This window comes from Psychrosphaera ytuae (assembly GCF_017638545.1).
GTDB lineage: Bacteria > Pseudomonadota > Gammaproteobacteria > Enterobacterales > Alteromonadaceae > Psychrosphaera > Psychrosphaera ytuae.
Map to the genome: position 1 here is coordinate 1,394,509 of NZ_CP072110.1, position 26,948 is coordinate 1,421,456.

Below are 26,948 nucleotides of genomic sequence, written 5' to 3' on the forward strand. Positions count from 1 at the left end.
TCTTACTGTGTTTCAATCATCTCGCCCACCTTCGACTTTAGACCACGAACAAACCGACCCAACAGGTGTTGGCCAGCCTAAGATATTTCAAGTATCTGAGCTAAATCAAAAAGTTAGAATGATGCTCGAAGGCGAGTTTTTAAACATTTGGATCAGTGGTGAGATCTCAAATTTTGTCCGTGCTTCCAGTGGCCATTGGTACTTTTCGTTAAAAGATCAAAAAGCCCAAATCAAAGGCGCCATGTTCAAAGGCAATAACCGTCATGTTAGCGCCCCTATCGACAATGGCAGTCAAGTTTTGGTTCGCGGACGATTAAGCCTTTACGAGCCGCGCGGTGACTATCAACTCATCGTCGAGTTTATGGAACCTGCTGGTGAAGGCCTGTTAAAACAACAATTTGAACAACTCAAACATCAGCTTGGCCAAATGGGGTTGTTTGACCAAGACGTCAAACAAGCCATTCCTGTTGCTCCCAAGCGCGTTGGTCTAGTCACCAGTCCGACTGGTGCTGCAGTGCATGACATTTTGACCGTGCTCAAACGTCGTTCACCACAAACTGAAGTCATCATTTATCCGACCATGGTGCAAGGCGAACACGCGCCGGGCAATATTATTTGGGCGATAAATACAGCCAATGTGCGACAAGAGGTCGATGTACTGATTGTCGGTCGCGGTGGTGGCTCATTAGAGGATTTGTGGGCGTTTAATGACGAAGGCTTGGCACATACCATTTATAATTCGGGCATCCCTATTATAAGTGCCGTTGGTCACGAAATAGATGTCTCAATTGCCGACTTTGTTGCTGATTTACGTGCGCCTACGCCATCGGCTGCAGCGGAGATTGTCAGCAGTGATAACTCCGAGCGCTTGGCCCAGTTGCAACAACTTCGCAATCGTTTGGTACGCGCCTATGCGCACCAGCATCAAGCAAACAAAAACCAGCACAACCAACTCAAACGAGCATTGAGCCTGTTGCATCCAAACTATCAATTGAGAATGGCCCAGCAACAAACCGATGACTTAAATAACGCCCTTAATCGCGCATTTAACCAAAGGTTAAGTAACGCCAAACAAAGACTCGAAGTCAATCAAGAGCGCTTGTTAAGTCAGTCGCCCAAACACGCACTTAATATGGCAAAACAGCAGCTTACTCAGTACCAAGCAGTACTTCCTAAATTACTCAACCAGCGCATGGCCGACGCCCAGCGTCGTTTTGAAAAAAACACCGAAAAACTCAACATTGTCAGTCCATTAGCCACCCTCACCCGAGGCTACGCCATCGCGACAACAGAGCAAGGCAGAGTGATCACCAACAGTAAAATGGTCAAAGCGGATGACAAGGTGAGAGTTAAAGTCGCCGATGGCGAATTTGATGCTAAGGTTGTGGAGTAAAAGCTAGGGGATATTTTATCAAGTTATTGGCGAAGGCAAAAAAGCTGAAGTCCAGATGAAAGATTTTGAACTTCTTCGGCACGGCTCTCTTGTTAAAAGATCACCCGCCTGAGCAGATCACCCAATTGAATTTGGCACCAAACGACTATTTTCATTGACCCAAAAAACAAAACCAGCTTCCGCTGGCTTTGGATTGAGAGCAAGTATTGCTAGTTTGGTTGAATCCTAGCCCCGACTAGCGAGGCTTTGGATTCAAAGTGTTAACTTAAATATTCGACTTATTATTTCGAAGGTAATTTGGTTTTCGACAACAAGGACATTGCACAGGTTTCTTACTAACCATTGAAATCAATAAGTCATCCCAGCTAACTGATTTACCGTCAAAATTATTGAATGTAACTAAATTTTTAGCGCAAGAATCACATTTTATAAACCATCGGCTAAACAGAAATGGGCCAAACAAAACGGCTCCTGTCAAAAACAGTTCCTTGACTAATTCTGTTGCCCTAGGTTCTTCTACAACACCAAACAAACCTATAGCCAATAGAGCTATTACGATCAAAAATTCACAAAGCCCAATAATTATGAAAGCTAATATAGCGAAATTTCTAAGCATCATTAATCTCTATTTTTTTAGATTTTATCATTTCTAGTTGCTCCCCTCTTTAATCTCTTCAACCATTTGATCTTTTAGGTCACTCCATTTCTGCCCAGCAGTTTCACCTACAGCGGCACCAACTCCTTCACTAACTGCTACGATACCTGAGCCGATAGCCTTGCTTGGGCTAGTGTTTGCTGTAACAGCTTTACCTACAACTTCCTTGTAGATATTTGGTGCTACGGCTCCTACGGCTTTGGCACTATTGGCAATAGCTCCACCTACACCAGCTCCAACTGCGGATACAACACTTACATTATCAGTCGCATTTCCACCGTTAGCTACATTACCACCCATCTGACCTAGGATACTGGCAGTAGCATTAGTCGCAAATGCACCTGCCGCAGTTGGTGCAACAAATCCGACAACTGCTCCTGTGCCTGCTCCAACTGCACCACCTTTCAGTGCGCCTGACCAACCTCCTTGTTTGTAACCTGTTATAGCACCACCAACGCCTCCAGAAACAGCTCCCCAAATAGCGCCAGCAACGCCCCACTTTCCAGTGGGATCAACCATGTTTACCGGATCATTCCCCACATAAGCATAAAGATTCATCTGATCTTCATAACCCACAGGGTCAGTCTGTAAGAAGCGCCCTAGCTTTGGATGATAAATCCGTGCTTTGTTGTAATAAAGCTCGGTACCCGGAATGAGTGCTTGTCCAGTATAGCGAAAACGTGATGGAGAGTCGTTCATTGGTTCGCCATAAGCACTATAGTCGTGTCGCGTAACTGCTTGGCCGTTGATATCTGTCTCCAATACAATAGAAGACTTCTCATCGGCCAACTGTAGATTCTTAACTATCTGAAACAGCAAATAGTTCATGAACGGGGCACCTGCGATCAACCACAGTAAAGTAGGGATAATTATCCACAAAATAACAAGCATCAACGGATAATAATCCCCACTTGAGCTTTTAGTATCATAGCAACAACTTGATCAATTTTATTTTTTAGGGATAATTATCCGTATTAATACCCAATTAACGGGATAATAATCCCCAGTGAGTTAAGCATGACAAGTGTAGCAGGCCACAAAAAGCTGTTTCCAAAGCAAAAGAAGATCCTTACTACGTTTGGTGAAGACTTATTTCTCGCCATGAAACGCAGAGAATTCACCAAGTCATTGGTAGCAGAGCGGACAGGATTAGACCCTAAAACCATCACTAAAGTATTCAACGGCGACCCAGGTGTTGCTATTGGCGCGTACTTAAAAGTGATGGCGGTGTTTGGCATGGAAAGCAATTTTGCAGATATGGCCGGGCACGATGAGTTGGGAAGTAAACTTCAAGACATGAAGTTATTGGAGAAAAAGCGATGAGTCGAGTAACTGCTGAGGTTTATGCTGCTTGGCATCCAATAAAAGCGCCTATTTTAGCCGGCCACCTTTTATTTCAGGAAACATCACGAGGTGGCGTGTTTAGCTTTGAATACGATAAAGCATTCTTAACATCTCCGTTTCGCATGCAGCTTGATCCGTCACTGGCATTAACTTCTGGCGAGCATTACAACGATAGAAGTGATAAGAACTTCCGCGTATTTCTAGATTCTTGCCCAGACCGTTGGGGTGAATTATTGATGAAACGGCGTGCAGCTCTCGATTTTAAAAATGGCCACAGAGAAACCGCCAGAATGACAGCCATGGATTATTTGCTTGGTGTTCATGACACATTCCGGATGGGAGGTTTACGGTTTAAAACATCGCCAGAGAGTAATTTTTTGGATGATAATGCTGAGTATGCTGCACCACCAATGGCGTCACTTAAACAACTAGAATACGCTTCAATAATGATCGAAAACGATGAAAACATTGATAGCGATGAGTATTACCGTTGGCTAAGCATGCTGATTGCACCAGGCTCCTCATTAGGTGGTGCTCGCCCTAAAGCATGTGTGCATGATGATAACAATGATTTATGGATAGCCAAGTTTCCCAATAGTAACGACACGACAGATGTCGGTGCTTGGGAAATGGTTTGTCACAAGTTAGCTCTTGGTGCTGGCATTGACATGTATCCATGTAACATTGAAAAGTTTAACTCGACTCATCATACGTTTATCACTAAACGATTTGACCGAAATAAAGGTCAGCGAATACATTTTTCATCAGCTATGACTCAGCTTCAGTACTATGACGGCAGGGGCGAAACAGAAGATGCAAGTTACTTAGAGCTAGCAGAATTCCTAACTATAAACGGCTCGCAAACTCAAAAAGATTTAGCGCAGTTATGGCGTCGTATTGTGTTTAATATTGCGGTATCTAATACCGATGACCATCTACGTAATCATGGCTTCTTGCTAACTAAAAAAGGATGGGCACTGTCACCTGCATATGATTTAAACCCATCGATTGATAAGACCGGCTTACACCTAAACATAGATGATATGTCAAATGAGCTAGATTATGGTTTGGCATTTAATGTCGCTGATTACTTTAACTTAAAAGAATCTGAAGCTAAGAAAATCTACGACGAAGTGATGCTCTCAGTAAAAAACTGGCAAGCGATAGCGTCAGATATTGGTATTAGTAGGCAAGAGCAGCTTGGAATGCTAGAAGCATTTAGAGTTTAGAATATTCTCTATACTGGTTTTCGAGTTCAAACATTGCGTGAGCAGAAAAACGGTCGCATTATTTAGCGAAAACTCTAGAGCACTAAAAGTGCTACACATAGAGATAAATGCAACCAAATGTTAATAAAAATGAGAAATGAACACTAAACAAGTCATAAAGGAGGTTTGTAGCTACCTCCTATACAACTAAAAAAGAGAAAAGTTTATCTACGTTGCGCCTGAATGCTCAGACCTTCAGAAATTGACTTAAACGCATCGGCCGTTACCGTTGGTAAGTCCGGAAGCATGGCTTTGATTTCTTGTTGCACGATTGGCGACAAGCTCATACCACCAGTGATAAATAGAATTTCTGGTGACTCTGGGCTCTTGTCCAAGCACTCTTTGATGAGGTTTTTAACACGACCCATCCAAGCATTCATCGAGCGTTTAAGGTCTGCTTCGGTAAGTTCGACTTGGTAGTCTGGCTCGATGTATTTCAGTGGCAAAACAATATGATTTTTGTCAGACAACATTTCTTTTGCCATACGAGACGAGTTAACCAGTCGCGCTGATAATTTTTCTTCTTGAACCATCAGTAGACGCTCAAGTAAGTCTGGTTCTCTTGCAACAGACATTGTTTGGGCAATTTCCAGACCCATTTCGTCAGAGAAGAACTTGTTAAGACGCGGAATGTCGTCAACGGCCACCATATCGTTGTAGTACAGAGGTGGAATAGGGATACCGTTGGTCGTTTCTGTACCTAGGCCCATCGAAGGTGCGATAGATTTTAGGATTAGGTTTTTATCGCATTCCATCCCGCCCAAACGCGTGCCAGTCACTGACAGAACATCTTGTTGACGGTCGTAGTCTTGTTGTTTTTGAGTACCAAGGCGAATCGCACAAATATCCGTTGTACCACCACCAATATCAACAACAAGTGCCACTTTTTCGCTATCGAGCTGCTGTTCAATTCGGTATGCCGCGGCAATTGGCTCTTCCAAAAAGTCGACTTGCTCAAATCCAGCCAAAGCAGCCGCTTTGGTCATGATATCAATCGCTTGTCTGTTGCCTTCTTCACCACGAGTACCGTGATACTTAACTGGACGACCAATAACGGCCCCGCCCACCTTTTGCCCAAGTTGCTTTTCAGCAGACTCTTTAAAAAACTGCAACTGCTTGGCAATCAAGCCCACAAACGCGGTTTGTTGACCTTCTAACAAGTTAGCGCCAAGGAAGTTCTTTGGTGAGTAAATCAAACGGCCTTTTTCTGGGGTTTTGAGATACTGCTTAAAACCCGCTTCACCAAACAAGAATGTGCCGGTTTCAACCATGGTGTGCAGCGGTAGGTCATCCACTGATTGGTCTTTTTGTAATTCGTTAATCGCGCGGCGCTGAAGCTTAGGTGTGTTGTGATACTCACCGCGTAACTGGTCGATTTGAGTTAGGTAGCGCTTTTGCTCCGCTGGCGTCGTCGCGTCTTCGTATTTGTCTTTGGCTTTATCCAACTGAGCTTGAATCGAGGTTTTGATCCGCTCTACTTTTTGTTGGATCACCTCTACCGGTGGCAAAGGCAGATCATCTTCGTAATAGATAAACACAGACGAGCGTATTTTAAATGGTGTACGCGACTCTTTATCTAGTTCTATATAGTGATGTTCTTTACCGTCAAACCATACAACTTCTGAGTTTGACGTGCCGTAATCGATACCTACTGTAATCATGAAAAAATTGTCTCTTTTCTGACCCGAATAAAAAAAATGAGGAAGCGATTCTATCCAAGTATGTCAAAAACACCAGTCGTTTTTATAAATTTCGATGAGTCACGGTTTGTGGCGGATAAAGGCGTGTCACTTTAACGCTCAATTTGCTATGCTTTTAGGCTGCAAAATAACAATCAGATCAACAAAATCTGAGCTTATAAAACCGCAACAAAACCTAGGGAACGTGGAATCATTATGACTACTCGTAATATCAAACGTTTGTTGACGCTTGTATTCGCTGTCTCTGTCAGTGCGACAGCAGCAGCGGATGCTGTAAAACAAACCAAAGGCGACTTTGAAGACAAGTTTCGCCAAATGGAAGAGATTCTTCCGACGCCAAACGTCTATCGTGCGGCAACGGGTGAGCCAGGTGAAAAGTACTGGCAACAAAAAGTAGACTACAAAATCAAAGTTCGTTTAGACGAAGCCAAACGCCGAATCGACGCAACTGAAGAAATTACCTACAAAAACAACTCACCTTACACGTTGAAGTACTTGTGGCTTCAATTAGAACAGAATAAATACAAGCCAGACTCAATTGCTGAGGCGGGTACGTCATTTGCCGGTATCGGTCGTCGCGGTCCAGCTACTTCAGCGGGCGACGCGAATACGCCAGCAAAACTAAGCCTTGGTGAATTACGTCGTCAACAGTTCTTGGAAGACCACGAGCTTGGTTATGATGTATTACGAGTTAAAAACAGTAAAGGCAATGCATTAAAAGCAACGGTAGTAGGTACTAACCTACGCGTTGACTTAGAGCGCCCTCTTAAGCCTGGTAAATCAGTAGAGTTCACTATCGACTTTGGTTTTAACATCGTTGAAGAAGACGCTGTATCTGCGCGTGCGGGTTATGAGCACTTCCCTGACGATGCTCGCGAAGGCGGCAACGACATCTTCTTATTTGCACAGTGGTTCCCTCGTTTACACGCATTCAGTGATTACGAAGGCTGGCACAATAAAGAGTTCATTGGTCGTGGTGAATTTACGCTAGAGTTTGGTGACTACGAAGTAGAAATGACGGTTCCTGCTGACCATATCGTTTCTTCTACTGGTGTGTTAGATAACCCTCGTGACGTTCTTACTAGCGAACAACGCGCTCGTTTAGAAAAAGCAAAAACAGCAAAACGTCCAGTATTCGTTGTAACAGCTGAAGAAGCCTTAGAAAACGAAAAAGAAGGCACAGACAAGCTTAAAACATGGCGTTTTGAAGCTGAAAACGTACGTGACTTTGCTTGGGCAACATCTCGTAAGTTTATGTGGGATGCCAAAGGTTTTGACCAAGGTGGTGCAGACCAGCCATTCGTAATGGCGATGTCTTTCTACCCGAAAGAAGGTGGCGACCTTTGGAAGAAGTACTCGACTGAAGCCGTTATCCACACCATGGAAGTATACAACCGCTTTGCGTTTGATTACCCGTACCCAACAGCTCAGTCGGTAAACGGCCCGGTTGGTGGTATGGAATATCCAATGATCACGTTCAACGGTCCACGTACTAAACTACAAAAAGACGGTACTCGTACTTACACCCAAGCTGAAAAGCGTTTCTTAATCGGTGTTGTTATCCACGAGATTGGTCATATCTACTTCCCAATGATCGTTAACTCAGACGAGCGTCAGTGGACGTGGATGGACGAGGGTCTTAATAGCTTCCTAGACGCAGTAGCATGTCGTGAGTGGGATCCAAACATTCCTTGGGGTGTTGAGCCACGTTACATCACTAACTACATGAAGAGTGACGTACAGGTTCCAATTATGACTCAGTCTGACAGTGTTTTACGTTTGGGTCCAAATGCCTACGCAAAACCAGCGGCTGCATTAAACATCCTTCGTGAAGTGGTCATGGGTCGTGAGTTATTTGACTTTGCATTCCGTGAATTCTCTCAACGCTGGAAGTTCAAGCGTCCGACTCCTTCAGATTTCTTCCGTACAATGGAAGAAGCATCAGGTGTTGACCTAGATTGGTTCTGGCGCGGTTGGTTCTACACCACCGATCACGTAGATATCTCTGTTGATGCGGTATACAAATTGCGCATGGACACTAAAAACCCAGATATCGATTTTGGTCGCTTACGTGACATCGAAATGGAAAAACCTCAGCCGTTGTTTGTTAAGCGCAACGAAGAAGCGGGTATGAAAACTTGGGTTGAGAAAAACCCAGACATTACTGACTTCTACGACGAAAACGACCGTTTCACAGTAACTAACAAAGAACGCAACGCATACAACAGCTTCTTGAAAGGCCTCAAGCCTTGGGAAAAACGTGTATTTGAACGCGCTATTGAAGAAGACAAAAACTACTACGTTATCGAGTTTAACAACTTAGGTGGCTTAGTAATGCCAATTCTTCTACAGCTTCACTATGCTGACGGCACGAAAGAAGACCAGTATATCCCTGCTGAGATCTGGCGTCGTACTCCTAAGCACGTTAAGAAATTGATCGTTGCAGATAAAGACAAAGAGCTAGTTAGTGTTGTTGTCGACCCACACTGGGAAACTGCGGACGTAGATAACGAAAATAACATTTATCCTCGTCGCATCATTCCTTCACGTGTTGAAGCATACAAGAACAAGCGCAGCTCAAAAGGCGTGTATCGTGACATCATGCAAGACATCAAAACAGAACTGAAAAAAGACGAAAAAGAAGAAGACAAAAAAAACCAAGAAAAGTCTGACGAGTCTGACGCTTAAGCCATACGCTTTAACGTATCCTTGCATTAAAACAGTGTTTTCTTGCAAGTCAGTCTGTTAAATTAGAAGCCCAGTTTTTGCTGGGCTTTTTTGTCGGTAAAATACGGTTATATCGATTTTGGTCATCATTATTCTCAGGTAAGGAATAGGGTCGTGGTACAAAAAATAATAAAACAGCTGGTGGTTTTATTAGTCATTATATTGGTTTCATCTAACTTCACTTCGCATGCACACAAAATGAAAAGTGCATTTACCATAGTGTTGTTTAACGACCGAACTGGCAATCTAGAAGTAATGCACCGTTTTGTTTTACACGATGCAGAAGAAGCTGCCTGGCAGCTGTTTGATGCAAAATCGGACATCATTGCTGATGAACTCACCCAAGCTAAATTTGCTGCCTATGTCGACACTCGATTTGCTCTCCAAAATCAAGATGGCGAGGCCATACCTTTAGAAATGATTGGTTTTCAAAACGACGCTGGTTACCTATGGGTTTATCAGGAAGTAAAGATCCCTAAGGACTTAACAAGACTTAGGATCCGTCACGACGCGTTACGTGAGATTTGGACCGAGCAATTTAACATCGTTAATGTCGATGGGTTAGACAAAACAACGAGTTTACATTTTAGTGATTCAGATACATGGCGAAGTGTGGAGATTAATCGCTAATTTACCCATGAAATTTAAAACATTGTATAAGCAAAAAGGTGAGTAACAACTCACCTTTTTTGATTCTGCTTAAATCTGGCTAGCGACTGCCGAGATCCGAGACTTTAGCGTTTTACGGTTGATCAAATGAGAGCTGATCACCAAACCACTGCCCAGGATAGTAAAGAAAGTCTCAATGTCGTGCCCTGCCATCACACCAGCTGTAAGGGTGATAACGCCAGACACGGCCAAATAGGCTGGCAAAGGATTGCGATGAGCTATATACGCTTTAGGAATACTCACAGCTAAAATTGCAACAATAGGAGCGATAAGAATCGCGTGCAACCAGTCATTGTGAAAGCTCTCCAGTAGCTCTCCCAATCCAAAACTCGCACTAAAGGATAATAATAAAATAGGTAATGAACAGTGCAATACGCAAAGTATCGACAGCCATGCTCCTAAAATATCTCTCATCTCTTGCCCCAATAAAAATTACAACACTGATATAATATAACATCATATATGAATCAGCCACTATTAATTCAATATTGGGGCAATCAATTTATTGATTTTGATCCTTTTGTGCTTGTCGATTAGACAGCATGGCATCGAGTTTTTCTCCGCCTTTGATGCCAAAGTCTAAAGTTCTGATCGGGAACGGGATCAATATATCGTTATCGCTCAGTGTGTTATTTATCGTTACCACTAACTCGTGTCTCGCTTGCATAAATCCAACATGACCTGGGTAATCAATCCACGCCCACACCAATAGATTTATTGAACTATCACCAAAACTCTCTGCATATACTGCGGTTTCATCTTTTTTAGCAATAAACTCGAGACCATTGATTGCTTCAACGAGCACTTCCGAGGCCTTTTGTATGTCATCTGCGTAACTGATGCCAACCGGAACTTCGACTATTCGTTCGCCAGTGGTCGAATAATTGCGGAGTGTATTTCTAAACAGTACCTTGTTTGGCACTATATCCAACTGACCGTAAAAGTTTTCGACTAGGGTATTTCTAAGGTTGATGGTTTTAACCGTACCGAATACGCCATCGGCCTCAATCACATCACCAATTTGAAACGGCTTTCGCACGCCCATTGCAATACCAGCGATTAGGTTTTCGGTCATATCTTGGAATGCAAAGCCTATCGCCAGACCAACAATACCTGCACCAGCAAGCAGAGATTTTACCGTGCCCGATAAGCCAACAAAATCCAGCGCTACAAATATACCTATCGTCATGACGATAATTTTAAAAATGGCAGCTAGCAAATCGGCAATTTGACGAGACTCTAGTGTTTTATGTAATACGCTGCGCAGAGTTTTGCTCATGACTCTTGAAAGCAACGAAAACACCAAGACAATAAGTAGCGCCACCACAAAATTCGGCAAGTGCTGTACGGTTGTATCCAACCAACTCATGAGTTTTTCTTCAATAAGTTGAATGTAATGAGTCAAACTTTTTAGATCCATGCTTACTCCATATCTTGATATCGTTATGTAGCTATAACGCAAAGGTTGTGCCGCTTAAACTACCTAAGGAAGTTCAAATAAAGCGCTTATTATTTAGTTAGTTACAAAGCAAATAAAAAGGCACTCAAATTAATTGAATGCCTTTGTGAGTAAAAATCTCCAACTTTCTGTAATTATTTCAATAGAGAGGGACTGCTAACTACACTTTGAACGCTCCAAGCTGTCGGTCCATAACTTGGATTAACTCTCGCAGTTCTTGTGCAGCTTTGTTTGTGCGTTTGGCGTTTTCTGAATTTCGAGTACTGGACTCAGATACTTCTGTCACATCTTCAGCTATCGCTTCAGAAACCTGACTCTGCTCATTAGCCGCACGCGAAACTTCATCATTGAACTGATTGATTTGATGCATCGCATTTAGCACGTTGAGGAACGCTGCATTCGCTTGCTGAGTAAAGGTTACATTTTCTTCAGCTTCAGTTCGGTTTTGGTGCATCAATTCGGTAGCTTGCTGGCTCTGTTTTTGAAGCTTTTCAATCATGGTGTTAATTTCTTCCGTCGACTGCTGAGTTCGACTAGCTAATGACCTAACCTCATCGGCAACAACCGCAAATCCGCGGCCTTGTTCACCGGCTCGTGCAGCTTCTATTGCGGCGTTAAGTGCTAGTAAGTTCGTTTGCTCAGCTATGTTACGGATAACATCTAAGACGGTAGAAATAGATTCACTGTCCTTAGCTAATTCGTCGATAACGGCTTCGGAATCAGCAATACTCGCCGATTGTCGCGCGATGCGCTCAGTTGTATCTTTAAGCGTGTCAGAGCCCTCTCGAGCTTCTTCGTATACGCCTTTAGACAAATCCGTCGCGTTATCCGTATTGTCTGCCACTAATTTTGCAGTTGCTCTAAACTCTTCAACCGCAGAGGCAAGTAAGTCAGCCTTTTGGTGCTGCGCGACTTGTTCGTTTGTCATGCTAGTAGAAATATCGCTCAATTGACTAACTGAGTTTAATAGTAAATGACTCTGCTCTTTGACGTTTTTAATGGTCCCTTGCAGCTTGTCTAATAAGTTATCGAAAGCATTAGCCATCTGGCCTATTTCGTCAGTTCGACCCGCATTGATTCGTTTTGTGAGATCACCATCGCCTTTAGTCAACTCTTCCAAAGCTTGCGTTTGCTTTTTAATTGGAGCGATAACGATTTTGTTGAGCAACACGTAAATCATTACGCCAAACGCTATCATAGTGACCAGCAGCTTTAAAAAACCAACCAGCACTGCCTGAAAAATAAGTCCAGAGACCTCTGACTTTTTCACTCCAAGAACAATGTCATATCCCCAAGGTTTGTATTCAACTGTGGTCAATTGCCAATCCTCATCACCGGCAATAATCTGTTCTAGTTCTGAAGTTTTAAGGTGGTTTGAGTGTTGGCGGATCACCTTTTTACCATCTCTGAGAGCAACAAAACCCTCATCGAGTAAGCGCATTTGGCTGATCAGTTCATTTAACGTTGCCAAGTCAGCTAAATAACCGACGTACCATATTCCGATCACCTCACCACTAGAGTCGATAATTGGGTCATAAGCAGTTAAATAGGACTTTCCTAATATATCTACTTGGCCGAAATACGGTTTCTTTTGTTTAATGGCGGCCATGGCTTTGCCCGTAGGGGCTAGTTTAGTACCAATCGCGCGTTTACCCTCTTTCATTACATTGGTGGAAATTCGGATAAAATCATCACCTTTGCGCGAAAAAACGGTTGCCGTTCCACCCATTAATTCTGTAACTGAGTCCACTAAATCAAAATTATTGGCAATGGCAGAATTACCCAGGTACAACTGATTCGCAGGTGTGCCATTGACTTGTGTAGTACTCCCCAATTCAGGCCTTCCAATGTCTTTTGCACGGTCCTTTAACAGCTTTAGGCTGGATTTCACCCGCGCAGAAAAAACCTCATCGGTTACGTTGAGTATTGCAGTAATTTCTTTGCTTGCTTCATGTTCTTGAACGTCGATATTTTTCTTAATAGACGCGTTGGCATCCAACCAAGTTATACCAATGCGAATGCCAGAAAAAATAACCACAAAGATAGCTAGAGCGAATAAAAACTTTCTTTGGATGGACATTAGGACCTCTTTCGAATCGTTTGATGTTGGCGGTTTTAGACTAAGTATAGACAGGCATTTAAAATTCGCAGGGTCAGAACGAAAAAGAGGTTCTTTGTTAATGGGTGCCCAACAAACAAAAAACCGAGCACGAAGCCCGGTTTTTTCATCTTATTAGAGAAATTAAGTTATTTTGTTTTTTAGTCCAGCCATTAAACTGTAATTCACAGGGACCAAAATCAAGGTTATAAAGGTCGCAAACAAAATACCGAATCCCAAAGATACAGCCATTGGGATTAAGAACTGTGCCTGTGTTGATTTTTCGAATAACAACGGCATCAAACCAATAAATGTAGTTAAGCTGGTTAACATTACTGGCCTGAAGCGAGCGCTACCCGCTGTCAATACCGCTTCTTTGATATCAAAACCTGAGTCTCGGCGTTTGTTGATGTAATCAACTAAAACAAGCGAGTCATTGACCACAACACCAATCAAGGCAAGCATACCTAACAAACTCATGATAGTTAGCTCCATCCCCATAATCCAATGGCCGGCAACCGCCCCAATCATGCCAAATGGAATAATACTCATCACTATGAGTGGCTGGCTATAAGACTTAAAAGGTATGGCCAACAGGGCATAAATGACAAAAAATACAAAAATTAACGCCCAAGCTAGACTGCCAAATGACTCAGCTTGCTCCTTTGCTTCACCTTCTAATGAATGACTAACACCAGGATATTGTTCGACCAATTCATCCAAGTACGCTTTAAGGTCGGCTTGTAGCACTGTCATGTTTACATTTTCTTTATCTACATCGGCAGTTACGTTAACCGTTCGATAGCGATCGATTCGATAAATTGCAGATGGGCTTTGACCTGGCGTCAACGTCGCAACATGGGACAATGGAACCGTGCCCCCTGCTGGTGTCGGAATTAACAAACTTTGCAGCTCTGCTATTGATTCACGTTCTTTTAAAGGTAAGCGAACCATCACACGGACATCATCTCGCCCACGCTGTATTCGCTGAACTTGAGAACCAAAAAACGCAGTTCTGACTTGGCTTGCTACGTCACTTCGAGTTAAGCCAAGTGCGATGCCCTGCTGTGTCAGTTCGATTTGTAATTCTTGTTTGCCATCGGACAGTGAGTCCGTGATATCAAACACCGTTGGATACGTTGCCAGTCGCTGTTTCACTCGCTCTGCAACTTCTTTTAATGTCTCTAAAGAGGTCGCCGACAACTGCACGTCAATCGGATCTGACGTACGCCCAATCTCGGCTCTAAAAGTTACACTTTCAGCTCCAGGAATGGCGCCAATCATTTGCCGCCACTCTCTGGCTAGATGATTGGCAGTAATGGTAGATGTGCGTTGTTCCGGAGGAATGATCTCAAAGCGAACACCGCCCGCGTTTGATGCACCACCGCGATTACCGGTCGTTGCCAGAATGTTAATAATGACACTTTCACCAGAGACTTCATCAACATACTTTTGTTGTAATTCACGCGCTTTGTCAGCCATTTTAATGACGTGTTTATTGGTCACTTCAAATGGTGTCCCAGCTGGCATGGAGATATTCACCCGGACTGTCTCACTTGGGATCCGAGGGAAAAAGATAAACTTAGTCCAACCACTCATTATCAACGCTAAAATGATCACAAACACTGAGACAAACATGCTGACAGTAGTAAAGCGGTTGCGAAGAGCAAGCTTCAACACTGGCTGATAGTACTTCATAATTGCATGTTCAAAACCGTCCGCAAATTTGTGCTGTAACGCTTCAAGTTTTCCCACTTCGCCCTTTTGATGGCGCAATTTAATGTGCTTTAAATGAGAGGGTAAAACAAACTTCGACTCGACCAACGACATCAATAAAATAGGAATGACGATTACGGGAATTTGAGCGAACAATGCACCGCGGTTTCCTTCGATAAACGCCAAAGGCAAAAAGGCCGCGACCGTCGTCAAAATACCAAAGGTAACGGGTGTTGCGACTTCTTGAGTGCCTCTGATAACGGCATCTTCACTTGAGTCCGCATTTTTGAGGTGGGTATAAATGTTTTCGCCGGTTACGATAGCATCGTCCACGACAATACCTAATACCAAAATGAACCCGAACAAACTCATAACGTTAAGAGAAATACCAAACCAAGGCATGACAATAAACGCGCCCATAAATGACACAGGGATACCAATGAATACCCAAAATGCGATGGCGGGACGCAAGAACAGAGTCAGTAACAAAAGAACCAAAAAGCCACCTTGCAGAGCACTTGTGGTCAGGGTTGAAATACGATTTTTAACGATTTGAGAGTCGTCATCCCAGTAAGTCAACTCGTAGCCATTAGGTAAGGATAACTGTTTATCTTCGATGTATTTTTTTACCTGCTCGGCCACTTCAATAGCACTTTGGTTACCAATTCGATACACATCCAAAAAGGCTGCTTGATTACCATTAAAACGAGTGCGTACAGGAGTTTCTTCAAAACCATCGATTACTGTCGCCACGTCTGACAATCTTATGATTGTGCCGTCTGGGTTGGTTTTGATTGCAATGTTGGCAAATTCATTTTGACGGTAAGCCTGTCCTTTAGAGCGTAATAAAATATCTCCACCACGAGTTTTTAATGTACCAGCTGAAATATCCAAACTGGAATTGGCAATGGCACGAGAGACTTGCGCTAAGGTTAGATCGTATTGACGTAATTTGTCGGTCGACATTTCTATGGCGATTTCGTAATCCCTTACACCACTTAATTCGATTTGAGTCACACCGGGTAGTTTGAGTATTTCGTCGCGTACTTGTTCTGCAAACTCTCTTAACTCTTTTTCACCATAAATGCTCGACAAGGCAACGGCAATCACTTCTCGTTTGCGCTGGGCCAGTGCTATCACTGGCTTCTCCGCATCTGCCGGGAACGTGTTAATGGCATCAACGCGACTCTTTATATCGTTGAGCATATCACGAGGGTCATACCCTTTATCGACCTCAATTGAAACTGACGCTGAGCCTTCTGACGAACGACTTGTGATCTTCTTGATGCCTTCTAAGTCTTGCACCGCTTCTTCAACTCGAATCGCAATACCTTGCTCAGTGTCCTCAGGAGTCGCACCACGGAGGGTCACGCTAACGGTAATGCGGTCTGACTCTATCGAAGGGAACACCTCAAAAGGTATTTGATTGAACAGATTAAACAAACCTGCAATCAAAATAGTGAACATTAACAAATTGGCGGCAACGCCATTTCTCGCGAACCAAGCAATCATGAGCGAGCTCCTGCTTTAGCTGGTCTCTCGCCACTAGCTTGACGCTCCCCTTTGGCCCGACGTGGAGAGTCTTGCCCCAGTATCGACACTGGTGTACCTGAACTTACCTGACCTAGTGGAGATATAACCACTTGATCACCTTCTTGCAAACCGGCACTGATGATTGCCTCTTCACCGTTTTGCCAGCGTACTTCTATTTCGGTGCGTTTTAACAAGCCTTCTTTGACCAAATACACATAACTGCCTTGGTAAATGGCACGGTTAGGGATGACCAAGGCTTGTTCAAGCGACTGACCCGGAATTTCGGCCGTCACGTACTGACCGATTTTTATCGATACTTTGTTGGCTTTTTGATTGCCCTTTGAAAACGGCTCATCAATTTGCCCAACAACGTATAATTGCTGTGAATTTGTGTCGATGGCACCTTCGGTGCGAACCAAGTTACCTTGCCATTGTTGGCTGCCAATTAAATCAGACGTGAAGGTGACTGGTTTTGGTTTAGCTGGACCTTGGCCATTGCGGTATTCTTCTGGCAAAGACAGTAAGCTCAAATCTTTGTTTTTAATCGGCAAGCGAATTTCGACGTAATCCGTTGCGTAAATATCAGCTAACTTAGTGTTACTCGAAATTACTTGGCCTACATCCACGGCCTTAGACAAAATACGGCCCGAGTAAGGCGCAGTTACCTTGGTACGCTCAAGGGCGAGCTCGGCTTTTTCTAACTGAGCTTGGGCTGATAACACTTTCGCCTTGGCGGCTTCTAACTGAGGCTTACGAAGCACTAGGTCGTTAGCTGGTTTACCGTTATTTAGGCGTTGCCAATCTATTTCTGCCTGTTGTGCTCGAGCTTGTTCTTCCAGCAGAGTTTGCTGGGCAGATAACAAACCTGCGCGAGCGACTTTTACTTCGGCTTTGTAATCCCGATCGTCTAATTCGACTAAGACTTGGCCTTTTTCAAAAAAGCCCCCTTCTCTAAATTGCTCGTTGATATGAGTGATTTGACCGCTCACTTGGCTGACTAAAGCACTTTGTGTTTGCGGTTGAACTGTGCCATAACTTTCGATTATTACTGGATAAGATTGCGCTTTCAAAGGCAAAACCTCGACCGTCATTTGCGGTGCTTTTGATGGCGCTCGACGATTAGACTCTGGCGGGTTTGCACGAATAAATTGAGCGACCAAAACCGTAACGCCGATAATACAAACAGGTAATATTAATTTTGTTAGCTTTGCCATGAGTTATTCTTCGTCTTTTTGTAATTGAGGTTGTAATTGTGAATTCACTGCGAGTTCATTTTGTTGATTGAATTGGGGAGTTTTGCCAAGCGCGAGTTGCAGCTGGACATGATTAACGAGTAGCTGTTTGTGTAACTGAACCGCTGACGTTTCAGCATCAAATGCCCGAGCTTGTGCATTTAGTACAGTCGTGTATGTCACAAGACCACTCTGATATTGCCCAAACGACAGTTCAGCGGCCATTTGGGCGTTGTATTTAGCGTCTAAGATGGCACGGTATCGCTGCTCTAGACTAACTGCGTCTGTTATGCGATTTTCAACCGTTTCAAAGGATTGATACAAGTTGTCCAAATATCGTTGCTCAGCTTGTTTTAGCTGTAAACGAGCTGTTTCTTCATTGGCTTTGAGTTGGCCTGCGTTAAAAATAGGTGCCGTTAAATTGCCTAACAGTGACCACACCAGCCCCGAACCATCAAACAAATCCCTTAATTTCTGTCCTTCATCACCTATAGAACCCGTGATGACAAAACTGGGATAGCGTTTTTTGTGAACAAAGGCGAGATTGGCGTTTTGAGCCATAAGCTCATACCAGCTCGCTTGTAACGATGGTTTGTTTTCAACTAAATCAGACGGGACCACTGATAAAGACTCAAGCTGATAAGACGGAAGCTCTGAATCAAGTTCGAACTGTCCTGTTGGGTAGTCTGAAGACAACCTTTGTAATGCTCGAATAGCGGTCTGTTGTGTCGCTTTTTGCTGGCTAAGTCGCGATACCTCAGTGTTGAAATCATTACGAGCTAAGTACACATCCAAAGCTTCATTCAAACCTTGCTGATATCCGCGCTCGATTATGTCCAAGCTTTGTTTAGTTAATTCAACTCGCTGTTTGGCAAGTTCAAGCAAACGGTTACTTTCAATAACGTCAAACCAAGCAGTAATAACATTGGCGATAAGGGTTTGTTTAGCTTGCTCAAAGCTCGCTTCTGCAGCTAAATATGCCAACTGGGCTTGTTGCTCTGCATCAGATAACTTTTGCCACAAGTCCAATTCGTATCGAATATCTAACCCTGCCTCAAATTTATTTCCGATTGACCCCTCTTCTGCTTTAGTCCGACGCGCCGATAACCCAGCTTCGATTGACGGCCACAGTGCCGAGTTTGCAACCGTCAAAGCTTGGCGTTTTTGCTGTAGTGACAAAAACTCTTGTTTTAAGTTGAAGTTGGTTTCTAATGCATATACCAAAAAGTCACGTAATTGCTGATTGCTCAGTATTGATAAAGACTGAGAGCGTTCTGTGCTTTCAGTGAGCGCAGCTTTAAAGTCAGACTGCCATTCTATGGGGACATTTTTGGGCTGTTTGATATGTTCATTTTCTGAATAGTGACTACTACAGGCCGACAATACCGACACTGCAACAACAGAAAACACCATGCTTGTTAGCTTGGACACTTATTTATCCTCGAAGTTAATCCTTTCATGACGATATACGTCATTTTTCTACGTTAGATTAGACTACGAGCAAATAATACTGACAAAGTAATTTACGTTAGCTTACAAACCCTGTCGCTGAATATACAAAAAATGTCGGTAGGTTAAATATTCTCTCAATAACGACTATTAATTACCAAGTTCCGATTTTTTGCCATCCAAATAAAAATTATCGTCTACACTTTTTAAGTCGATTTGTACTTTGTTTTTAGGGGGTTAACTTTGCAGTTAACAAAGAAAGTAGTAAGCCACATTGAAAGGTTTACTTCTTTACAAGACCAAGAGCTGATAGCGTTCAGCTTGCTTCAAAGCGTTGAGGATATTCTTGCACCTCCATATCAATGTATTATTCGCCGCTCTAAAACGGGTAAAATTGTCAGCCAATTTATTTTGGAAGAAGATCAAAAAAAGCACAAAACAACGGAAATCAAGATTCCCGATCGATTTGCCGATCTATTGAGTGCATTTTCCAAACAAAAAGTCGAAAGCCACTCAGAAAAAATTAATGATCATTACTATTTCATATTAATGGTCAATCACTCTCCGAGTTCTGATTTGATTTATTTGATGGAAAGAGATCGTGAAGTCGACAAATTCGAATACGACTTGTTGTCAGGGTTGTTTCAGGTATTCAAAAACTTTATTGATTTGATCATTGATTCACAAACCGATCAGCTAACCGGATTACTCAATCGCAAAACGTTTGATACTGCAATTACGAGGTTTTGGGAGTACGCCAACCCAACCAATTACCTAGGTAGAGAAAAGCGTCAAGAAAGAGAAAACGAGCAAAACTACGTGGTTGTTTTCGACATTGACCACTTCAAACGAATCAATGACGACTACGGTCATTTATTTGGTGATGAAGTCTTGATCTTAGTCGCTAATAAACTTCGAGATTCTTTTAGAAGTGATGACTTCTTGTTTCGTTTTGGCGGCGAAGAATTTGTTTTATTACTGAAAGGCATAACACAAGAAAACTGTGAAGCTTTACTCAACAAAGTCCACCAGCGTATAGCTGAAACAGAGTTTCCTAACATATCCCAATTAACCATCAGTAGCGGCGTGTGCGCCTTAAAAGACAATATTTTTTACATGACGATTTTGGACTACGCAGACAAAGCCCTTTATGAAAGTAAAAAGAATGGGCGCAATCAAGCTACGTTTTTTAACATTGATGAAGAAGTCGAAAACAAACAAGAAATTACTGGTGAAATTGACTTGTTTTAGACATAAAAAAACCCCGACTGTTTAGGTCGAGGTTTGTTTATTGGTGGAGCTGGCGGGAGTTGAACCCGCGTCCAGAAAAGGTCACCCTTTGGTCCTACACGCTTAGTCTCGTTATTACATTCACCTAGCTGCTGCGAACGGACACGCCACAACTAGACTATCCTGAATTAAATTTCGTGGGTTGCCTCTCAGGCGGGAGTCGCGCCACTATTCCGTTTGGGTTTTGATCTTCTAGAATTCCCCGTCTTACGGACGGAAGCTAGGGTAGAAGAGCTCTTAGCAGGTTATTAAGCTGCTAGTGCGTAGTTTTCGTCGTTTGCGACTATTTTTTTGCGGCTTTTTACGAGGCCAACCGCCCCTCGACGTGCACCTCCGGAATCATCAATCCTGTCGAATCCTGAATCAGCCCCGTAAGCGGGTATAAAATTCTTGGACCAACGGGCAATGCCGTATTGGTGTGTAATAAGTGTAACGCCTTTTGTTAAATAGCAAAAGTTGTTTTATTGGTGTTTTGTACAATACCTATCGTCTTCGCTGTTTTTTTGGTCAAATGCAAAACTTTATAGGGCTGTTATTTTGACGATAACTAGTTAATAATCGAAAAAAAAGTAAGAAATAAAACACATGGAACTGTCATTCAAAAACCGTCGTCGCCTTGTCGCTGCCAAAATAGCCGCTAGACAATCTCTGCCCCCAATACCTGACAAAGCGTCATTGATGCGTCCGTTTATTGAATATAAAACTCGGCTGACTTCCTTTTGGCATAGCCTTAACACACCACAGCGCTTATATCTGACCCCAACATTGCTGGTCATTTTGATGTTTTTTGCCGACATTGATTTTGGTTTTTCGACTCTTGCTCTACTTTCAATCATGGTGGTGGTTGGATTGTGTTTGGAGTTCTGGCCAAAGTTTTTACGGCTGTGGGATAGTTTGATTGGTAAAACCTTAATTCTTACTTTTTATGCCATCTTAGCTAATTTTGCGCTTGCAAGTTCTGGTGGACTCGTCAATGAAGTCACTGGAGTAAGCTCGGATGCACTACCCTACTCTCACAACATTGCATTGGTGTTGCACGTTCCGAGCTGGTTTATATTGACGACGATGTTGAGTTTGTTGAGTATCTCGTTGTTGATGCCGGTTTACTTAATATTTTTGCTAATACTCAAGCCTTTTGGTATTCATGGTTTATGGCACCCGCCACACTACAAGTATGTGTTTAGTACAGCCCTAATTCGTTATGTTTGGGTCTGGATTTTATTAGCTGTTATAGCAACTTACGCTGGTAAAGTAGGATTTATTAATCAGACAACCCCTTTCGTCGGTCATGTAATTGAGGGATTTACTGAAGATCACGATGATTTACCCGGTACAGACATTTCACCTCAAGACGTCGCCAGTGACGACAAAACAAATAGCACCGATGAATACATCGCCCAAATCAGCCGCGACAGTGAACAACCTCTCACAGAAGAGCAAGAAGCGGCTATTCGCATTTCAATTGAAGAAAACAAAAAGCTCGCAGACGAATTGTCTAAAAATAGTGAGGGTTTGCTTCAGTTAATGAAGTTCTTGGTCGCCTCTTTTGTCTATCACTTTGAAGCAGATTCGTATTCTCGTTGTGAGCATACAAAAGACGTTCGAGTCGTCGAGCTTAATGATTATGAGATATTAACCATCAAACAAGACGCCAAGTCCGACGTTTATTACACTTTTGCAGTAATTGCCTGTAAAAGCCCAGGGATTGGACAAAATTGATAAAGGCAAGTCCCTTGTACTTGCCTTATCGTTATTACCTTGAAGTTGCTACGTTGTAGTTGTTAAGTTGTAACTCTTTACTGGTGAAAGCTACCGTCAATCCACGTCTTTCATCGAAGATTTACTCTTTTTAAGCCGCCCTGGTCGTTCCCATGCGTGTTCGTCGACCTCATGCTCCCAGTATTGATCTTCTTCTAGAGTTTGTTTAATAAACTCACGAGTTTTGAGCGAGTGATTAATAAAGACTTTTTCGTCATTTTCCATGGTGGCTAATTGCTCAACCATTTCATCATCGTGTCGTTTAAATAAGCGACTTGCACGCCAGGCACTGTTGTGTCGCCAGCCAAGCTGTTGCATTACTTTTGCGCCGAGCTCAAGGCCACCTGCTAAGGTTTCGCGTTCGACGTCCACAACTCCAGCTTTTAATAACTCGGTCGCGTGAGGTCGATTGATTGCTCGGGCCAGAATTTTCACGTGTGGAAAATGCTTCTGGATAGAACTTATGATCCTCAAGCTGCGCTCGGGCTCGTCAACTGCGACAACAATAACATCGGCGTGTTCTGCCCCCGCAGCATGCAATAACTCATGGCGTTCACCTTCACCAAAATACACTTTGTAACCAAACTTTCTGACCATATCGATTTGGCTCGAGTCGTGATCTAAAATTGTCGCGCTTATTTTATTGGCGGCAAGTAATCGACCTACAGCCTGACCAAATCGTCCAAAGCCAATGATGATTACTTTATTGTCTTCTGAGATAGGGTCCGACTCTGGTGCCTCTTTTCTTTGCCCAAATCTCGGTTGAATCAAACGGTCGTTTAAGATCAAAAACAATGGTGTTAACAGCATAGACAAAGCAACGACCAGGGTTAATTGCGAGACGATAGACTGGGGTAATAAATTTACAGTCAAGGCAAACGCAAATAATACAAACGCAAATTCGCCCGCTTGCGATAACACAAACGAAAAGGTATATCGGTCAGCTTTATCCATCGTTGAAAGGCGTCCGACAAATTGCAGAATAAAGAATTTTAAAATCATTAGCCCTAAAGTAAGAAATACAATCAGACTCGGGTTTTCTGCAAAAATAGAAAAATCGATACTCGCCCCTACCGAAATAAAGAAAAGACCAAGTAACAATCCTTTAAACGGTTCTATATTGCTTTCTAACTCGTGGCGATAATCGCTTTCTGCTAATACCACACCAGCTAAGAACGTGCCTAATGCCGGCGATAAACCGATAGATTGCATTGCTAGGGCTACAGCAATAACCAGTAATAACGCGGTAGCGGTAAAAATTTCACGGATCTGTGACTGGGCAATAAAGCTAAAAATTGGGTTCATCAAATAGCGACCACCAAAAATAATAGCCCCTATCAATAGCGCCGCTACCATGCCTTTTTTCCAACCGTGCAACTCACCTGAGTGCGCCGCCATGCTAGCTACGTCGCTAGTTGCCAATAACGGTAAAATGGCCAAAATAGGGATGACAGCAATGTCTTGGAACAACAGGACAGCAAACGAACTCTGCCCTGCCGTTGATTTCATTTGGTTTTTTTCTTGTAAGCTTTGCAATGCAATGGCCGTTGAGCTCAGCGCTAAAATCATACCTATCGCAACGGCTTGCTGCCACTGCAGGCCAAAACCAAGGCCGACTGCCGTTATCACTAGCGTTGATAAAAAAACCTGTAAACCACCGCTGCCAATGATCGGCACTCGCATTCGGTATAAAAGGCTGGGTTTTAATTCAAGGCCGATTAAGAACAACATGAGTACGACGCCAAACTCAGCAAAGTGCATCACATCTTTGGTGTCACTTACAAATGACAATACATAAGGGCCAATGATTACCCCTGCAACTAAATAGCCCAATACCGAGCCAAGCCCTAGCCTTTTTGCAATAGGCACAGATACCACCGCAGCGAGTAAATACATTACCGCATCTGAGAGAAGATTGTGTTCCATTACTCTTGTCCCTCCGCTAGCGTGTCCCATTCCTTATCTTTAACAGATAATAACTTCCCTTCACTTAAGTCTTGAAGTGTTTGAATATAGTCTGCTGTCACCTGTTCAAGCCGAGGCTTATCTGCAAACAGCTTGCGGCTACCATGAATAATAAACGGCGATAAGTAGTTCATTTGGCACAGGTGTGCCGTCTGGTCATAAGGTGCGAGTAGCTGCGTCATAGTAAATCGATTGTGGCCCGTCTCGCAGTAGGCCCTTTGACCACCACCAGTACTGATCACCGACAACCAGTTTTTGCCTTTTAGTGCATCGCCATTTGGACCGTACGCATAGTTGTATTGCAATACCAAATCAAACCATTCTTTTAGTAACGACGGGCAGCTGTACCAATAAAACGGGTGCTGAAAAACCACGTTATCGAACTGAGCTAAACGTCTTTGCTCTGCTTCAATATCAATGACCCCATCAGGGTACTCGTCGTAAAGGTCGTGCACAGTGACAAAATCCAAACGCGATGCACGCTGAATAAGATGACGATTGATTTTGGATTGCTCTAAATTAGGGTGAGCAAGTATGAGTAAAACGCTTTGCATAGTTAAGATTTTTATTTCCTTTTAATGACTTATTAATACTTTAGTTGGTATCCGTAATATATGGCATCTTTTTTAACAATCAATGATCGGGCGCCGCCTACATCTCGTAAATGTGATCATCGAATTATAGAGAGATGTATATGAAGTTAGCGTTGTTTCCACTGCCTATTTTTTTATTGCCTAAAGGCCGAACACGACTTCGTGTGTTCGAGCCTAGATATAAAAGGCTAGTAAAAGAGTCCGCTGGCGACACAGGCTTTGTGATATTACCGTATGAAAATTTGCCCAACCTAGACGATCCGATTTGTCGCTGGGGCAGTCACGTGCAAATCGTTGATTTTGAGACCGGTAATGACGGTCTGTTGCACATTGACGTTGAGTGTATCGGCATGGTTGAGGTCGCAGATTTCGAAATCGAGCACGACGAGCTCAAACGTGGTACCTGTGCGCCTGTCGACCACTGGCCTTCAAATACCATTGATCCGGAGTTCGCAGTCTCTGACGATGCGCAACGATTAGCCGATAATCTTGCAGTGTTGTTTGACCACAATCCTGAACTGAGTGAAATGTACCCTACCACTATGTTTGATTCTAAAGTTTGGGTGTGTCGACGCTGGCTTGAGTTACTTCCGTTAAAACGCACAGAACAAAACGTCTTTGCCCAACCCAACTCGTTTCGACGTGCTTTTCAATTTTTAAGTTCTATTGTTTTTGAATAAAAGATACAGTGGCTAAATATTTTTCACACTTAAGTGATCCGATGTGAGTATCTGAGCGTTATCCTCTTTAAGTACGCGAAAGAGGTATGACATGAATCAACAGCACACTCTGAGTCAAAATTCTCATCGGGACACGTCAACGATTAAGTCGAGACGGATGAAAAGCCAAAACGAAGACAAGGCACCCGCAGAATTAAGTGACTATCTGATGGCTGTCGCAGCCGACAGAGACAAGCAGGCTTTTGCCAAATTGTTTGCGTGGTTTGCGCCGAAAATCAAACGTATAGCAGCTCAAAAACTTAATAATGACGCTGCCGGTTTTGATATCACGCAAGAAACAATGACGAGAGTTTGGCGAAAAGCGCATTTGTTCTCGCCTGAGAAAGGTGCAGCGACGACTTGGGTATATACAGTGATGCGTAACGTCATCTTCGATGCGATGCGAAAGAACAAAACGCAACAAGCAGAATCTCTGAGCGATGACATCTGGCCAATTGAAGACCAAATTTCAGAAGAAATTCCGTTTCAGGACCACTTAATGAGTAGACAGCTGTCCGAACTCGTTAAGAAACTTCCGCCAAATCAACAAGAAGCGTTGACGGCGGTATATTTTAAACAATTAACACACGAAGAGTTAGCAAAACAATTGAATATCCCCGTGGGCACCGTTAAGTCTCGTATTCGATTGGCAGTAACAAAGTTAAAACAGCAGTTGGGAGCCGATAATGATTAAACACCATCCAAGCCTGAATTTACTAGCCGGGTTTGTAGCGGGCGATTTACCCGCGTCTGTGGCTATCGGCGTATCAATCCACTCGCAAATGTGCGAGCAATGTCGAGACAAAATTGCAGAGTTGACTCAACGATTGGCAATCCAAGAGTTCGCAGAAATGGAGTCAAGCTCGTTTGACGACGGTATAGAAGACAATATTATTACGAGTGACATGGCGAGCATGGATTTTGGAAACATGATCGATGCGATAACTGCCGACGATGAAATATCCGAGCAGGCAGTCTCGAAGAGCGCCTTGATCCGGATTAAAGATAAAAATTACGAGCTTCCAAAAGCGCTCAACAACGTGCGAATGTCCAACTGGCTGAACCTCGGAAAACTATCGAGAAGTAGTCTTAACTTAGACGAAGGTCCATTGCACAGTCATTTATTACACATAGATGCTGGTGGAGAGGTCCCGACTCATACACACAAAGGTTTTGAGATTACGCTTTTGTTAGATGGTAGTTTTGAAGACGAAATGGGTACCTATGTAGCTGGCGACTTCATCGAGTTAGATGGCGCGCACAATCACAAGCCCAAAACCATCGAAGGTTGCTTGTGTTACACAGTCGCCGATGACGCTCTGCAGTTTACCGAAGGCTTCCATAAGCTGTTTAACCCGATTGGTAGTTTGCTGTACTAAC

20 protein-coding genes and 1 other RNA gene are annotated in these 26,948 nt (G+C 43.2%); 10 read left to right on the forward strand and 11 right to left on the reverse strand.

Annotated features, from left to right (window positions below):
* The first annotated feature begins 118 nt into the window (after positions 1-118).
* Complete coding sequence (gene xseA / locus J1N51_RS06105) at positions 119-1,393, forward strand: exodeoxyribonuclease VII large subunit (RefSeq protein ID WP_208833343.1); 1,275 nt, start codon at positions 119-121, stop codon at positions 1,391-1,393.
* Between the two features lie 649 nt (positions 1,394-2,042).
* Here the strand turns inward: xseA and J1N51_RS06110 are convergent.
* Positions 2,043-2,876, reverse strand: coding sequence for an RHS repeat-associated core domain-containing protein (locus J1N51_RS06110; RefSeq protein ID WP_208833050.1), 834 nt, complete (start codon positions 2,874-2,876; stop codon positions 2,043-2,045).
* Positions 2,877-3,065: 189 nt separating this feature from the next.
* On the opposite strand from J1N51_RS06110, the gene J1N51_RS06115 reads away from it, so the two are divergent.
* Together J1N51_RS06115 and J1N51_RS06120 are read left to right on the forward strand one after the other, a co-directional pair.
* Positions 3,066-3,371, forward strand: coding sequence for a transcriptional regulator (locus J1N51_RS06115; RefSeq protein ID WP_208833051.1), 306 nt, complete (start codon positions 3,066-3,068; stop codon positions 3,369-3,371).
* Positions 3,368-4,621, forward strand: coding sequence for a type II toxin-antitoxin system HipA family toxin (locus J1N51_RS06120; RefSeq protein WP_208833052.1), 1,254 nt, complete (start codon positions 3,368-3,370; stop codon positions 4,619-4,621). The genes J1N51_RS06115 and J1N51_RS06120 overlap by 4 nt, the downstream gene beginning before the upstream one ends.
* Positions 4,622-4,824: 203 nt before the next feature.
* Here the strand turns inward: J1N51_RS06120 and J1N51_RS06125 are convergent, their stop codons facing one another.
* Positions 4,825-6,321 (reverse strand): Hsp70 family protein, encoded by a 1,497-nt coding sequence (locus J1N51_RS06125; protein WP_208833053.1) that lies wholly within the window; start codon positions 6,319-6,321, stop codon positions 4,825-4,827.
* Between the two features lie 234 nt (positions 6,322-6,555).
* Between J1N51_RS06125 and J1N51_RS06130 the strand changes: the two genes are divergently transcribed.
* On the forward strand, positions 6,556-9,048 hold the full coding sequence (locus tag J1N51_RS06130; protein WP_208833054.1) for a M1 family metallopeptidase: 2,493 nt from the start codon (positions 6,556-6,558) through the stop codon (positions 9,046-9,048).
* 153 nt (positions 9,049-9,201) lie between these two features.
* Positions 9,202-9,717, forward strand: a complete 516-nt coding sequence (locus J1N51_RS06135; protein ID WP_208833055.1) for a DUF6702 family protein — start codon at positions 9,202-9,204, stop codon at positions 9,715-9,717.
* A 69-nt stretch (positions 9,718-9,786) separates the two neighbouring features.
* Here the strand turns inward: J1N51_RS06135 and J1N51_RS06140 are convergent, their stop codons facing one another.
* From J1N51_RS06140 to J1N51_RS06165, 6 genes are all read right to left on the reverse strand, one after another.
* A complete protein-coding gene (locus J1N51_RS06140; RefSeq protein ID WP_208833056.1) occupies positions 9,787-10,170 on the reverse strand; it encodes a MerC domain-containing protein in 384 nt (127 codons plus the stop codon).
* A gap of 88 nt (positions 10,171-10,258) precedes the next feature.
* Positions 10,259-11,176 (reverse strand): mechanosensitive ion channel family protein, encoded by a 918-nt coding sequence (locus tag J1N51_RS06145; protein WP_208833057.1) that lies wholly within the window; start codon positions 11,174-11,176, stop codon positions 10,259-10,261.
* 199 nt (positions 11,177-11,375) lie between these two features.
* Complete coding sequence (locus J1N51_RS06150; protein ID WP_208833058.1) at positions 11,376-13,295, reverse strand: methyl-accepting chemotaxis protein; 1,920 nt, start codon at positions 13,293-13,295, stop codon at positions 11,376-11,378.
* 162 nt (positions 13,296-13,457) lie between these two features.
* A complete protein-coding gene (locus J1N51_RS06155) occupies positions 13,458-16,541 on the reverse strand; it encodes an efflux RND transporter permease subunit (RefSeq protein WP_208833059.1) in 3,084 nt (1,027 codons plus the stop codon).
* On the reverse strand, positions 16,538-17,776 hold the full coding sequence (locus J1N51_RS06160; RefSeq protein ID WP_208833060.1) for an efflux RND transporter periplasmic adaptor subunit: 1,239 nt from the start codon (positions 17,774-17,776) through the stop codon (positions 16,538-16,540). Before J1N51_RS06160 ends, J1N51_RS06155 begins: the two co-directional genes overlap by 4 nt.
* A gap of 3 nt (positions 17,777-17,779) precedes the next feature.
* A complete protein-coding gene (locus J1N51_RS06165) occupies positions 17,780-19,225 on the reverse strand; it encodes a TolC family protein (RefSeq protein WP_208833061.1) in 1,446 nt (481 codons plus the stop codon).
* A gap of 261 nt (positions 19,226-19,486) precedes the next feature.
* On the opposite strand from J1N51_RS06165, the gene J1N51_RS06170 reads away from it, so the two are divergent.
* A complete protein-coding gene (locus J1N51_RS06170; RefSeq protein WP_208833062.1) occupies positions 19,487-20,494 on the forward strand; it encodes a GGDEF domain-containing protein in 1,008 nt (335 codons plus the stop codon).
* A gap of 41 nt (positions 20,495-20,535) precedes the next feature.
* Here the strand turns inward: J1N51_RS06170 and ssrA are convergent.
* Positions 20,536-20,904, reverse strand: a transfer-messenger RNA (tmRNA) gene (ssrA, locus tag J1N51_RS06175).
* 214 nt (positions 20,905-21,118) lie between these two features.
* Here ssrA and J1N51_RS06180 point away from each other — a divergent pair.
* On the forward strand, positions 21,119-22,252 hold the full coding sequence (locus J1N51_RS06180) for a hypothetical protein (protein ID WP_208833063.1): 1,134 nt from the start codon (positions 21,119-21,121) through the stop codon (positions 22,250-22,252).
* Positions 22,253-22,348: 96 nt separating this feature from the next.
* Here J1N51_RS06180 and J1N51_RS06185 read toward each other — a convergent pair whose 3' ends face one another.
* Positions 22,349-24,217, reverse strand: coding sequence for a monovalent cation:proton antiporter-2 (CPA2) family protein (locus J1N51_RS06185; protein ID WP_208833064.1), 1,869 nt, complete (start codon positions 24,215-24,217; stop codon positions 22,349-22,351).
* The gene (locus J1N51_RS06190; RefSeq protein ID WP_208833065.1) at positions 24,217-24,810 is read right to left on the reverse strand and encodes an NAD(P)H-dependent oxidoreductase; all 594 of its coding nucleotides are present in this window, start codon (positions 24,808-24,810) and stop codon (positions 24,217-24,219) included. Before J1N51_RS06190 ends, J1N51_RS06185 begins: the two co-directional genes overlap by 1 nt.
* Positions 24,811-24,950: 140 nt before the next feature.
* Between J1N51_RS06190 and J1N51_RS06195 the strand changes: the two genes are divergently transcribed.
* From J1N51_RS06195 to J1N51_RS06205, 3 genes are all read left to right on the forward strand, one after another.
* Positions 24,951-25,529 carry an LON peptidase substrate-binding domain-containing protein gene (locus tag J1N51_RS06195; RefSeq protein ID WP_208833066.1) on the forward strand — a complete coding sequence of 193 codons (579 nt, stop codon included), beginning with the start codon at positions 24,951-24,953 and terminating at the stop codon, positions 25,527-25,529.
* 91 nt (positions 25,530-25,620) lie between these two features.
* Positions 25,621-26,262, forward strand: coding sequence for a sigma-70 family RNA polymerase sigma factor (locus J1N51_RS06200; RefSeq protein WP_232842874.1), 642 nt, complete (start codon positions 25,621-25,623; stop codon positions 26,260-26,262).
* Positions 26,255-26,947: a ChrR family anti-sigma-E factor gene (locus J1N51_RS06205; RefSeq protein WP_208833067.1), complete on the forward strand. Its 693-nt coding sequence runs from the start codon at positions 26,255-26,257 to the stop codon at positions 26,945-26,947. Before J1N51_RS06200 ends, J1N51_RS06205 begins: the two co-directional genes overlap by 8 nt.
* Position 26,948 lies beyond the last annotated feature (1 nt).